This window comes from Roseibium sp. RKSG952 (genome assembly GCF_009711355.1).
This window is the reverse complement of the sequence record NZ_SMMF01000923.1, coordinates 51714-64734: the sequence shown is the minus strand read 5'-3', so window position 1 is coordinate 64734 and position 13021 is coordinate 51714. Positions and strand designations below refer to the sequence as shown.

Genomic DNA, 13021 nt, shown 5'->3' with positions numbered 1-13021 from the left:
TTTTGTACGCTCAAACTTTTCCTTTGCCATGATGGCCTCCTTTTTCGGTAATGAAGGGAGCCCGTTAACCGAGCTCCCTCAAATCTTCGCTTATGCGTATTTCGCCTGGATCTCGTCCGAGATGTTCTGCGGAACCGGATCGTAGTGGTCGAACTGCATGGTGAACTGGGCACGGCCCGACGACATCGAACGCAGAGTGTTGATGTAGCCGAACATGTTCGCCAGCGGAACGAACGCGTCGATCGCGATCGCGTTGCCGCGCGGTTCCTGACCAGACACCTGGCCACGACGCGAGGTCAGGTCGCCGATGATACCGCCGGTGTATTCTTCCGGAGTGATCACTTCGACCTTCATGATCGGTTCCAGCAGCTTCGCGCCAGCTTTGCGCATGCCTTCACGCATACACATACGGGCTGCGATTTCGAATGCCAGAACGCTCGAGTCAACATCGTGGAACTTACCGTCCAGCAGGGCAACCTTGAAGTCGATCACGGGGAAGCCGGCCAGAGGGCCGCTGTCCATGACAGACTGGATGCCTTTTTCAACACCCGGGATGTATTCCTTCGGAACGGCACCACCAACGATGCGGCTTTCGAACGAGTAACCTTCGCCCGGCTCGGTCGGAGTGATCTCGAGTTTAACCTCACCGAACTGACCCGAACCACCCGACTGTTTCTTGTGGGTGTAGGTGTGTTCGACAGGCATCGAGATGGTTTCACGATAGGCCACCTGCGGTGCACCGATGTTCGCTTCAACCTTGAACTCACGCTTCAGACGGTCAACCAGGATGTCCAGGTGAAGCTCGCCCATGCCCTTCATGATGGTCTGACCCGATTCCAGGTCGGTTTCCACACGGAAGGACGGGTCTTCGGCGGCCAGACGGGCCAGACCCTGGGACATCTTCTCTTGGTCGCCCTTGGTTTTGGGCTCTACCGCGATCTCGATCACCGGATCGGGGAAGGTCATGGTTTCCAGAACCACTGGATCCTTCGCATCACACAGGGTGTCACCGGTGGTGGTGTCTTTCAGACCTGCCAGCGCGATGATGTCGCCTGCAAACGCTTCTTCGATCTCTTCCCGGTTATTCGAGTGCATCATCATCATACGACCGATGCGCTCTTTTTTACCTTTGGTCGAGTTCAGGATCGAGTCACCCTTGTTCATGGTGCCCGAGTAGATCCGGGTAAAGGTCAGCGAGCCAACGAAGGGGTCGTTCATGATTTTGAACGCCAAGCCCGAGAAGGCCATGTCGTCGTCTGCACGACGGGCGATGTCACGAACTTCTTCCTCGTCGCCGGGCTTGAAGCCCATGTAATCAACAACGTCCAGCGGGCTGGGCAGATAGTCGATCACAGCGTTGAGCAGAGGCTGAACGCCTTTGTTCTTGAACGCCGAACCACCCAGAACCGGAACGAACGCGATTTCCAGGGTACCTTTACGCAGCAGGGCGCGCAGGGTTGGAACGTCGGGCTCATTGCCTTCCAGGTATTCCATCATCGCGTCGTCGTCCATTTCGACGGCCGCTTCGATCATCTTGCCGCGCCATTCGTCAGCCATGTCTTTCAAGCTGTCGCGGATCGGAGCTTTGATCCAGCTTGCGCCCAGATCTTCGCCCTGCCACAGCCACTCTTCCATGGTGACCAGGTCGATCAGGCCTTCCAGCTCTGACTCGGCACCGATCGGAATACCAACCGGAACAGCGCGCGCGCCGGTGCGGTCTTCGATCATGTTGACGCAGTTGAAGAAGTCTGCGCCGATCTTGTCCATTTTGTTGACGAAAACCATACGCGGAACCTTGTAGCGGTCTGCCTGACGCCACACGGTTTCGGTTTGGGGCTCAACACCGGCGTTTGCGTCCAGAACGCAGACGGCACCGTCGAGAACCGCCAGCGAACGCTCAACTTCGATGGTGAAGTCAACGTGGCCGGGGGTGTCGATGATGTTCAGGCGGTGCTTAGGAGTTTCGGCGGTCTGACCGTCTTCGGTGCGCTCCCAGAAAGTGGTGGTCGCAGCCGAAGTGATGGTGATGCCGCGTTCCTGCTCCTGCTCCATCCAGTCCATAGTGGCTGCACCATCGTGCACCTCACCGATGTTGTGGGATTTACCAGTGTAATACAGGATACGCTCCGAGCAGGTAGTCTTACCTGCGTCGATGTGCGCCATGATACCGAAGTTACGGTATAGTTCGAGCGGATATTCGCGTGCCATTTTTGATAAGCCTCTGAATTACCAACGGTAGTGGCTGAAGGCTTTGTTCGCCTCGGCCATCTTGTGGGTGTCTTCGCGCTTCTTCACGGCAGTACCGCGGGACTGTACAGCGTCCAGCAGCTCACCGGCGAGGCGTTCTTCCATGGTGTTTTCATTGCGGCCGCGCGCAGCGGTGATCAGCCAACGGATGGCCAGTGCTTCGCGGCGCTCGGGGCGCACTTCGACCGGAACCTGATAGGTTGCACCACCAACCCGGCGCGAGCGAACCTCAACCGACGGTTTGATGTTGTCGAGCGCTTCGTGGAACACTTCGACAGGAGCGCGCTTTACCTTGTTCTCAACGCGATCAAAGGCGTTGTAAACGATGCGCTCTGCGACCGACTTCTTGCCGTCGATCATCAGGTTGTTCATGAATTTGGTCAGTACCTTGTCGCCAAATTTGGCGTCAGGCAGGACTTCGCGTTTTTCGGCGGCGTGACGACGTGACATATCAGCCTCTCCTTCTTACTTGGGACGCTTCGCGCCGTATTTCGAACGACGTTGCTTACGATCTTTGACGCCCTGAGTATCCAGAACACCGCGCAGGATGTGGTAACGCACACCGGGAAGGTCTTTTACACGGCCGCCACGGATCAGAACAACCGAGTGTTCCTGCAGGTTGTGGCTTTCACCCGGGATGTACGAGATGACCTCGAACCCGTTGGTCAGGCGCACCTTGGCAACCTTACGCATAGCCGAGTTCGGCTTCTTCGGTGTGGTGGTGTACACGCGGGTGCAAACGCCGCGCTTCTGCGGGCACTGCTCCAGGTGCATGGACTTCGAGCGTTTTACTTTGGGCTGCCGCGGCTTGCGGATCAGCTGCTGAATAGTTGGCATTCCGGTTTCTTCCCCGTTTTGCAACACACATGACATGCACGCGCATTGCGTGCGGTTAAATTCGCTGCACTTATGCGTCCACAAGCGCAAAACCCGCGACGTTCCCATTCCGAGGTGAACGTCGCGGTTGTTTATCAGAGGGCGCGAACGACAAAATTGTCCGGGCCTTGACCAGTTCATTACTGGAATCGGTTGTGGGGCGGCCCCCGGCACCGAGATGTCGCGCGTAATAGGGGGAGTCGGCCCGACTGTCAACAGCACACCCGCTGCGCTGTCGGCTATCCGGATTGCGATGATCTATCAAAGCCCCAGTGCAGTTTCAATTCCAACAGCCAGTTGCGGGTCTGACGAGGCAGAGGCATAGTCGCCACAACTACGTTCTTTACGGATTAGACATGCAAGTCATCGGTTTGTGCCGCTTCTCCTATCCTGCCCTCGGTGGTTTCCAGATTGAGCATGATACGATCGAGGAACGACGGCAGTACCTCTATAGCCCGGAGAGACTGGAAGAGCGGTTTCGCCTGTTCGAGGCAACCACCCTGCCCTGTTTCCGCGAACAAACAGACGAAGACTATCAGTTGCTAATCGTAATCGGTGACTGCCTGCCTAAACCTGCACTGGATCGCCTGCATGATCTCACCACCGGAATGAAACAGGTTCAGATCATAAAGCGGCAGCCTGAACGCCATCGCAAGGTCATGAAAGAGATACTTAACGCCGCCAGGGATGATTTCAATCAGCCCTGTCTGCAGTTTCGGCACGACGATGATGATGCCGTATCGGTTGATTTCGTCGAGCGGTTGCGCATAGCAGCGGAAGAGTGCAAAGGGTTGATGGCTGAAAACCGATCTGTTGCCATCGACTACAATCACGGGTTTCTGGCCCGGTTTGGACCAGAAGGGGTGCAGGCCAAGAAAGTGTTTCGGCATTTGTTGGGCGTTGCATTTGGCATGTATGTGCGCGGTGGTTGCCCGCTGACGATCATGAACTTCACCCACCACAGAATTGGCAACTCGATGCCAGTCGTCAGTTATCCGGACGCGCCGATGTGGGTGCGCACGCTGAACCAGTTCAACGACTCACCCAATACCCGGAACAGCAAGATCGAGATGACACCGCTGGATCCGGAACTCGAAGGTGAATTCATCGCGCGCTTTGCCATCGATCAGGACTACGTCAGACAGGTTCACTCCGTTGCTTGATGGGTTCGTTCGCGGAACAGGGTGAACAAACCGGCGGCAACAACCAGCACCGCTCCAAGCATCGTGATCTGATCAGGCCATTCGTCGAACACCAACCATCCCAGTCCCAATGCCCAGATCAGGCTTGAGTATCTGAAGGGTGCTACAAAACCCACGTCCCCTACCCGCATCACCATAACGCTGAACAGGTATCCCATCAGCACAAAGATCGCCGCCGACGCGACCAACATTCCGGCGCCTGCCGAAACTGGAACCCAGCCTTCCAATATCGATGCGATTGCCGCAGCAGCGGTGATCGAAAGTGATGTCGCAAGCGTAACAACCATCGACGGCACCTCAGCTGACATACGCCGCGTAATCAGATCCCGCACGGTGACTGACGCCACCGCAACCAGTGCATACAGCGAAAATACACTAAAACCTTCTGGTCCGGGCCGTACGATCAACAACATGCCTACGAACCCAAGGACAATCGCCAGGATACGCCGCCACCCAATATGTTCCGAGAAAAACAGAGCCGCACCCAGAGTGACGGTTAAAGGTAATGCCTGCAGTACCGCTGTCACATTAGCCAGCGGCATGCTTTTTAACGCCGTCAGAAAGAAGAAAGTCGCTGACAGTTCCGCCAGACACCGCAACGCCACCAGCCATCTGTCATGGTGCGGGAAATTCAGGTGCAGCGATCCCAAAAATCGGGCAAGTACATAGATCAGAATTGTGGCTAACGCGCCGCGAATAGCGACAAGCTGAAACAGCGGCAATTCCTGCAAGGCAACCTTAACCAGTGTATCATTCACGGTAAAAGCTGCCATGCTTCCCACCATCAGCAAGGCGCCCTTAACATTTGGGGTCATATCAATCTGGTCCGGCCTGAAATCAATCTGGCCATTGGCTCAACCAGCAGACGCAATGTCAACTGGTCCAAGCAACAATTTACTGGGTCACCCCCGTCAATGCCTCACTGTCCAAACCGCCAACACTCGGCCTGCACGCCAGGTTACCGTCCATCCGCAATACATCCATTCAGGCCGACGCACTTCTGAGCCCGTTCACCTGCGCTTAAAAGTCAAAGTTGAAAGCAAGTTCGACCTCGACCTCATTGTATCCACTCAGCCCGATGCCATCATAGGTCACTTTGGTAGTCCAACGACCACCATTTTCAGTCAAAATATCCGTACCAGCCGAAAGCGATCCAATGACATCTCCGGTGCTGTCGATGGTCATGTCATTGCTCAGCACACGCCTGTCTCCGGGCTGCTCAGCATACCAATCAACCCCGGCACTCATAAAGGGTAGCCATTGCAAGCCGTTCGAGCCAATGATTGGGTCACGCCAGATATCAACCGCCAATCGGGTAATCAAAGTCTCAGCATTATGGCTGGTGACCGTAAATGTTGAGGTCCCATTCGAGTATTGATGCGTAGGCATGTCGTCGTTTGCGTAAAAGATGCCAAGCTTCGGGAATATCGAATAGTTGCCGCTATTGATACGTCTGGTGATGTTGGCATCAACAAAGAACCGGTCTGCGTCAAATGACGACCGATAGGCAGCTATGCCGTTTTTGAATTTTCGGTTGGCATATCCAAGCCAGATATCCACCAGCGTATATTCGTCCGGTCTCCACCCCAGATACGGACCTATGAAATAGCTGTTGGCATCCGCAGAAACTGTGTTGTTGAACGAGTCAGTGTCAGTTGATTCAAAACCACCTGCAAAACCAACCTTTACAGCCCCACTCTGCCACAAGTCCGCCCCAACGATAATCTGGGCGCTGTTGTCACGACCACCTCGACCAAACTGGTTGTTGTTTGCATGAAGGTAGGTCACATCAAACCAGGCAAGGCTTTCTTCTTTGGTCGAAGCGGAACCGGCGCTGTCGGCACCATAGGGGCCAAGTGCACGCCGGTTCAAACGCTCAGTAATCGACCAACGCCCTAGCAGGATCGGGGAAAAGCCAATAATGGCACTTTCGGTCAGTTGCTGACCGCCGGTAGCACCCCCTCCATCAGGTTCGGTACCACCCCCACCGGGGCGGATCGGAACAGGTGGCAATGTCTGGTCTGGACGGGCCAGTTGGTTGGTGGTTGCGATCTCGCAATCTCCACCATCACCCGATATCTCGGAGAGTGTGTGCGCGCCAGCTACGCCAGTAGCCACAACCGGAGAAGCTGAGATATGCAGCCCCTGCCCAACCCAGGTGTCAACGCGGGTCGACGAAGCAGTTGCGTCAAGAGCAAACCTGGATCCGCCTGTCGTCCTGGACAGCCAAAGCGACTGACTGCCATCTTCTGTCGTTGTAAGAGAACGCAGACTCCCGAGCGATGCGCATGGAGCATTCTGAGCTGACAGGATTTGCGGCGATAACCCGCACGCAAAAACCAAACCCAAGGCGAGGCTGGTCTTTGAGGCAGGTCTTGGAGCGGTTCTGTTTAAAGCCATTGGATTCTACCTTAAAAATAATTTCAATATATGCATCCAACAGGAACCCAGTCCATGCCTGCCCATTTCATTTTTTTAGGCGTGTTGTAGCTGCTGCTTTCTTAAATTGAATCTTCGGCCTGCGAGAAAAATGTGGCTGGCAAGAGCAATTGAGTTTTGCCAATCCAGTCGACTTAAAATCAAAAGGCCCCGCGAAATCGCGGGGCCTTTCTTTGTTCATATAGGAGAGCGATTACTCGCGGCTTTCCGGTGTTTCTACCAGAACATCCAGCTCATCACCGACCATGTCGTCATCCATCATCGGAGCAGCCAGAGCAGCGGCCGCTTCGGCCTCTTCCCGGCGGGCTTCGATCACCACGTTGTCACGCGACTGCGCGATATGGCGGACGCTTTGAGTTGCGCCACCGGTACCGGCGGGGATCAGGCGACCAACGATGACGTTCTCTTTCAGGCCAACCAGTTTGTCTTTCTTGCCCTGAACCGAAGCTTCGGTCAGTACACGAGTGGTTTCCTGGAACGACGCCGCCGAGATGAACGAACGCGTTTGCAGCGAGGCCTTGGTGATCCCCAAGAGGATCGGCTCGCCCTGTGCCGGACGACCACCGCGGGCGATGGTCTTCTCGTTGGCTGCGTCGAACTCTTGCTTGTCGACATGTTCGCCTTTCAGCAGGGTGGTGTCGCCTGAATCCAGGATCTCCCACTTCTGCAGCATCTGACGCACAATGACCTCGATGTGCTTGTCGTTGATCTTCACGCCCTGCAGACGGTAAACGTCCTGCACTTCGTCGATCATGTAATCCGCCAGCGCTTCGACACCCATGATGGACAGGATGTCATGCGGAGCCGGGTTACCGTCCATCAGATATTCACCCTTCTGGATGAAGTCCCCTTCGGCGACCGGGATGTGCTTGCCCTTGGGCACCATGTACTCGATGGTCTCCATGGACTCGTCAGCCGGTTCGATGCTGATGCGGCGCTTGTTCTTGTAGTCGCGGCCAAAGCGTACGTAACCATCGGCTTCTGCGATGATCGCGTGATCTTTCGGACGACGGGCTTCGAACAGTTCGGCCACACGCGGCAGACCACCGGTGATGTCCTTGGTCTTGGCGCCTTCACGCGGGATACGCGCAACAACGTCACCGGCTTCAACCTGCTGACCGTCTTCGACCGACAGGATCGCATCCACCGACATCGGATAGTGAACCGGGTTACCCGCATCGTTGCGGACCGGCTCGCCATCTTCGCCAACCAGAATGATCTCGGGCTTGAGGTCGCTGCCTTTGGGGGCGGCGCGCCAGTCGATCACGATCTTCTGGGTCATGCCGGTTGCTTCGTCGGTCTCGTCGCGGACAGCAAGGCCCGAAACAAGGTCAACGTATTTTGCGGTACCGGCTTTCTCAGCGATGATCGGCAGGGTGTAGGGATCCCATTCGAACAGTTTGTCGCCACGGGCCACTTTGGTACCGTCCTTGACGAACAGCTTTGAACCATAACCCAGCTTGTGGCTGGCACGCTCTTCGCCGTGTTCGTCCTTGATCACCAGCTTCATGTTCCGGCCCATTACCAGGCTGTCGCCTGCCGCATTGACCAGGATCTGCGGGTTCTCGAACGAAACAACACCGTCCTGGCTGGCTTCCTGGAACGACTGCTGACCACCTTGCGCAACACCACCGATGTGGAAGGTCCGCATCGTCAGCTGCGTACCGGGTTCACCGATGGACTGGGCGGCGATGATGCCGACAGCCTCACCCGTGTTCACCATGGTACCGCGTGCAAGGTCACGACCGTAGCAGGTCGCACAGACGCCTTCCTCGGACTCACAGGTCAGAGGCGAGCGGATGCGCATCGACGCAACGGCGGCCTCGTCAATGGCGTCGGCCATACGTTCATCGATCAGCTGACCTGCAGCAACCAGAACCTCATCTGTACCCGGACGCAGAACGTCATCGGCAGACACACGGCCCAGCACACGCTCGGCCAGCGAAGCGACGACTTCACCGTCATTGACTGCAGCTTCGGCTGTGATCGCGCGCTCAGTTCCACAATCGACCTCGCGAACGATGCAGTCCTGTGCGACGTCCACCAGACGGCGGGTCAGGTAACCCGAGTTCGCCGTCTTCAGAGCGGTATCCGACAGACCCTTACGGGCACCGTGCGTCGAGTTGAAGTACTCGAGAACGGTCAGACCTTCTTTAAAGTTCGAGATGATCGGTGTCTCGATGATGTCGCCGTTCGGCTTGGCCATCAGGCCGCGCATACCGCCCAGCTGTTTCATCTGAGTAACCGAGCCACGCGCACCCGAGTGAGCCATCATGTAGACCGAGTTTGGTTCCTGCTCGGAGCCATCCTCTGCCCGATCCGACGAAGAGATCGTGCTCATCATCGCCTCGGTGACGCGGTCGTTACACTTCGACCAGGCATCGACAACTTTGTTGTACTTTTCACCCTGAGTGATCAGGCCGTCCATGTACTGTTGTTCGAAATCCTTCACCTGATCGCGGGTGTCATCAACGATGCCCCACTTGTCGCCCGGGATGACCATGTCGTCCTTACCGAACGAGATACCGGCCTTGAACGCTTCTTTGAAGCCCATCGACATGATCTGGTCACAGAAGATGACCGACTCTTTCTGACCGCAGTAGCGGTAGACAGTGTCGATCACCTGCTGCACTTCTTTCTTACGCAGCAGACGGTTGACCAGTTCGAACGGTGCCTTGTTGTTCATCGGCAGCAGAGCACCCAGACGCACACGGCCCGGAGTGGTCTCGAAACGCTGCTGAACTTCGTTGCCTTCGTCGTCGATCTGAGTGATCCGGGCAGTGATCTTCGAGTGCAGGTGAACTTCACCCGCGTCCAGCGCGTGCTGGACCTCGTCGATCGAACCGAACACTTTGCCTTCGCCCGGCATGCCTTCACGTTCCAGGGTCAGATAGTAGAGACCCAGGATCATATCCTGCGACGGAACGATGATCGGTGCGCCGTTTGCAGGCGACAGAACGTTGTTCGTCGACATCATCAGAACACGGGCTTCCAACTGCGCCTCAAGGCTCAGCGGAACGTGAACAGCCATCTGGTCACCGTCGAAGTCAGCGTTAAAGGCCGAACAGACCAGCGGGTGCAGCTGAATGGCTTTACCTTCGATCAGGACCGGCTCGAACGCCTGAATGCCAAGACGGTGCAGCGTAGGCGCACGGTTCAGCATGACAGGGTGTTCGCGGATCACCTCGTCGAGGATATCCCACACCTCGGGACGCTCTTTCTCAACCAGTTTCTTCGCCTGCTTAACAGTCGAAGACAGACCCTTGGCTTCAAGGCGCGAGTAGATGAACGGCTTGAACAGTTCCAGCGCCATCTTCTTGGGCAGACCACACTGGTGCAGCTTGAGTTCCGGACCGGTCACAATGACCGAACGGCCCGAGAAGTCGACGCGCTTACCCAGAAGGTTCTGACGGAAGCGACCCTGCTTACCTTTCAGCATGTCCGACAGCGATTTCAGCGGACGCTTGTTGGCGCCGGTGATCACGCGGCCACGACGGCCGTTGTCGAACAGAGCATCCACGGATTCCTGCAGCATCCGCTTTTCGTTGCGGACGATGATGTCAGGCGCGCGCAGTTCGATCAGACGCTTCAGACGGTTGTTCCGGTTGATCACGCGGCGATACAGATCGTTCAGATCCGAAGTCGCAAAACGGCCACCGTCCAGCGGAACCAGCGGACGCAGTTCCGGCGGAATGACCGGGATCACGGTCATCACCATCCACTCAGGCCGGTTGCCCGACTCGAGGAAGGATTCGACAACTTTCAGACGCTTGATGATCTTCTTGGGCTTCAGTTCACCGGTGGCTTCGGCCAGATCAGCGCGCAGCTGCTCGGCTTCGGCTTCCAGATCGATCTGGGCCAGCATCTCACGGATGGCTTCAGCACCGATATTGGCGGTGAACGCGTCCATGCCATAGGCATCCTGCGCATCCATGTACTCTTCTTCGGTCAGCATCTGGCCGTAGGTCAGGTCAGTCAGACCGGGCTCGATGACGACATAGTTTTCAAAGTACAGAACGCGTTCCAGATCGCGCAGCGTCATGTCCAGCATCAGACCGATGCGGCTGGGCAGCGATTTCAGGAACCAGATATGTGCAACAGGCGCGGCCAGTTCGATGTGGCCCATGCGTTCACGGCGGACTTTCTGCAGGGTGACTTCCACACCGCATTTCTCGCAGACAACGCCGCGATACTTCATCCGCTTATATTTGCCGCACAGACATTCGTAGTCTTTGATCGGGCCAAAGATACGCGCGCAGAACAGACCGTCTCGCTCGGGCTTGAACGTCCGGTAGTTGATGGTTTCGGGTTTCTTGATCTCACCATAGGACCAAGACAGGATCCGTTCAGGGCTGGCCAGCGAAACCTTGATCTCGTCAAAGACTTTCGGCGGTGTCAGCGGGTTGAACGGGTTATTGGTGATTTCCTGGTTCATTTTGATACCTCAAATTTTGCGGAAGGGGGGACGGGAGGAAGGGCCGAGGCCCTTACTCCTCAACCTCCGCATCCAGGAGTTCCATATTCAGGCCGAGGCCACGGACTTCTTTAACCAGAACGTTGAACGATTCCGGTACGCCCGCTTCAAAGTTATCCTCGCCCTTGACGATCGACTCATAGACCTTGGTCCGGCCAGCGACGTCATCCGATTTCACGGTGAGCATCTCCTGCAGGGTGTAGGCGGCGCCATAAGCTTCCAGAGCCCAGACCTCCATCTCACCAAAGCGCTGACCACCGAACTGCGCCTTACCACCCAGCGGCTGCTGGGTAACCAGGCTGTACGGCCCGGTCGAACGCGCGTGGATCTTGTCGTCCACCAGGTGGTGCAGTTTCAGCAGGTACTTGATGCCCACGGTCACAGGACGTGCGAATTGCTCACCGGTACGACCATCGAACAGAATCGACTGACCGCTCTCCGAGAATCCCGCACGCACCAGCGCGTCGTTGACGTCAGCTTCCTTGGCACCGTCGAAGACCGGGGTAGCGATCGGAACACCACGGGTCACATTGCCCGCAGCCTCGATCAGGCCATCCTCGTCCAGACCGGTGATGCCTTCTTCGTAGACGTTCTCGCCATAGGCCAGCTTCATCGCTTCGCGCACCGGGGTCAGATCGCCGGAACGGCGGTACTCACCCAGAGCGTCATCGATGTTCAGACCCAGACCGCGCGCGGCCCAACCCATGTGGGTTTCAAGGATCTGACCGACGTTCATACGCGAAGGCACACCCAGCGGGTTCAGACAGAAGTCGACAGGAGTACCATCGGCAAGGAACGGCATGTCTTCCATCGGAACAACCTTGGAGATCACACCTTTGTTCCCGTGACGACCGGCCATCTTATCGCCCGGCTGCAGCTTACGCTTCACGGCGATGAAGACTTTGACCATCTTCATCACGCCCGGCGGCAGGTCGTCGCCACGACGGACCTTTTCGACCTTGTCTTCGAACCGGGCATCCAGAGCGCGCTTCTGCACTTCGTACTGCTCGTTCAGAGCCTCGACGATCTGTGCATCCTGCTCGCCTTCCAGTGCCAGTTGCCACCACTGACCACGGGTCAGGGTTTCCAGCAGTTCCTCGGTGATCACCGACCCTGCCTTGACCCCTTTCGGGCCTTTGACAGCGGTTTTACCCAGGATCAGACCCTGCAGACGCGCATAGATGTTGCGGTCAAGGATCGCCAGCTCGTCGTCCCGGTCACGGGCCAGACGTTCGACTTCCTCACGCTCGATCTGCAGCGCACGCTCGTCTTTCTCGACGCCGTGACGGTTGAAGACGCGGACTTCCACGACCGTACCGTAATCGCCCGGCTTAACGCGCAGCGAGGTGTCACGCACGTCAGATGCTTTTTCACCAAAGATGGCGCGCAGCAGCTTTTCTTCCGGGGTCATCGGGCTTTCGCCCTTCGGAGTGATCTTGCCGACCAGAATATCGCCCGGTTCAACATCCGCACCGATGTAAACGATGCCAGCCTCGTCGAGGTTGCGCAGCGCTTCTTCACCGACGTTCGGGATGTCGCGGGTGATCTCTTCCGGGCCCAGCTTGGTGTCACGGGCGGCGACTTCAAATTCCTCGATATGGACCGAGGTAAAGACGTCGTCCCGCGCGATACGCTCTGAGATCAGGATCGAGTCTTCGTAGTTGTAACCGTTCCATGGCATGAACGCGACGACCACGTTCTTACCAAGAGCGAGTTCACCCATATCGGTCGACGGACCGTCGGCAATGACTTCGCCCTTCTGGACGGTGTCACCCACCTTGAT

8 protein-coding genes are annotated in these 13021 nt (G+C 56.7%); 1 reads left to right on the top strand and 7 read right to left on the bottom strand.

Annotation, left to right across the window (positions count from 1 at the left end):
• Positions 1-90: 90 nt before the first annotated feature.
• From fusA to rpsL, 3 genes are read right to left on the bottom strand one after another with little or no spacing between them, the layout of a single operon-like run.
• Positions 91-2208, bottom strand: coding sequence for an elongation factor G (gene fusA / locus E1297_RS22440; protein WP_155142446.1), 2118 nt, complete (start codon positions 2206-2208; stop codon positions 91-93).
• 18 nt (positions 2209-2226) lie between these two features.
• Complete coding sequence (gene rpsG / locus E1297_RS22435; protein ID WP_010441203.1) at positions 2227-2697, bottom strand: 30S ribosomal protein S7; 471 nt, start codon at positions 2695-2697, stop codon at positions 2227-2229.
• Between the two features lie 15 nt (positions 2698-2712).
• Entirely contained in the window at positions 2713-3084 is a 372-nt protein-coding gene (gene rpsL, locus E1297_RS22430) for a 30S ribosomal protein S12 (protein WP_005621086.1), read from the bottom strand.
• 395 nt (positions 3085-3479) lie between these two features.
• Here rpsL and E1297_RS22425 point away from each other — a divergent pair, with 395 nt between their 5' ends.
• A complete protein-coding gene (locus E1297_RS22425) occupies positions 3480-4286 on the top strand; it encodes a putative rhamnosyl transferase (RefSeq protein ID WP_155142444.1) in 807 nt (268 codons plus the stop codon).
• Here the strand turns inward: E1297_RS22425 and E1297_RS22420 are convergent.
• The 4 genes from E1297_RS22420 to rpoB form a co-directional block, all read right to left on the bottom strand.
• Entirely contained in the window at positions 4271-5140 is an 870-nt protein-coding gene (locus E1297_RS22420; protein ID WP_155142442.1) for a DMT family transporter, read from the bottom strand. The genes E1297_RS22425 and E1297_RS22420 overlap by 16 nt on opposite strands.
• 205 nt (positions 5141-5345) lie before the next feature.
• Entirely contained in the window at positions 5346-6725 is a 1380-nt protein-coding gene (locus tag E1297_RS22415) for an autotransporter outer membrane beta-barrel domain-containing protein (RefSeq protein WP_155142440.1), read from the bottom strand.
• A 232-nt stretch (positions 6726-6957) separates the two neighbouring features.
• Positions 6958-11199 carry a DNA-directed RNA polymerase subunit beta' gene (gene rpoC, locus E1297_RS22410; RefSeq protein ID WP_155142438.1) on the bottom strand — a complete coding sequence of 1414 codons (4242 nt, stop codon included), beginning with the start codon at positions 11197-11199 and terminating at the stop codon, positions 6958-6960.
• 52 nt (positions 11200-11251) lie between these two features.
• The coding region (gene rpoB / locus E1297_RS50405) for a DNA-directed RNA polymerase subunit beta (protein ID WP_244327853.1) at positions 11252-13021 on the bottom strand (1770 nt) is incomplete at its 5' end.

What these genes read in the sequence shown, in the direction of transcription:
- rpsL (WP_005621086.1), bottom strand. Translation starts at nt 3,084, where the DNA reads ATGCCAACTATTCAGCAGCTGATCCGCAAGCCGCGGCAGCCCAAAGTA.
- E1297_RS22415 (WP_155142440.1), bottom strand. Translation starts at nt 6,725, where the DNA reads ATGGCTTTAAACAGAACCGCTCCAAGACCTGCCTCAAAGACCAGCCTC.
- rpoC (WP_155142438.1), bottom strand. Translation starts at nt 11,199, where the DNA reads ATGAACCAGGAAATCACCAATAACCCGTTCAACCCGCTGACACCGCCG.
- E1297_RS22425 (WP_155142444.1), top strand. Translation starts at nt 3,480, where the DNA reads ATGCAAGTCATCGGTTTGTGCCGCTTCTCCTATCCTGCCCTCGGTGGT.
- rpsG (WP_010441203.1), bottom strand. Translation starts at nt 2,697, where the DNA reads ATGTCACGTCGTCACGCCGCCGAAAAACGCGAAGTCCTGCCTGACGCC.
- fusA (WP_155142446.1), bottom strand. Translation starts at nt 2,208, where the DNA reads ATGGCACGCGAATATCCGCTCGAACTATACCGTAACTTCGGTATCATG.
- E1297_RS22420 (WP_155142442.1), bottom strand. Translation starts at nt 5,140, where the DNA reads ATGACCCCAAATGTTAAGGGCGCCTTGCTGATGGTGGGAAGCATGGCA.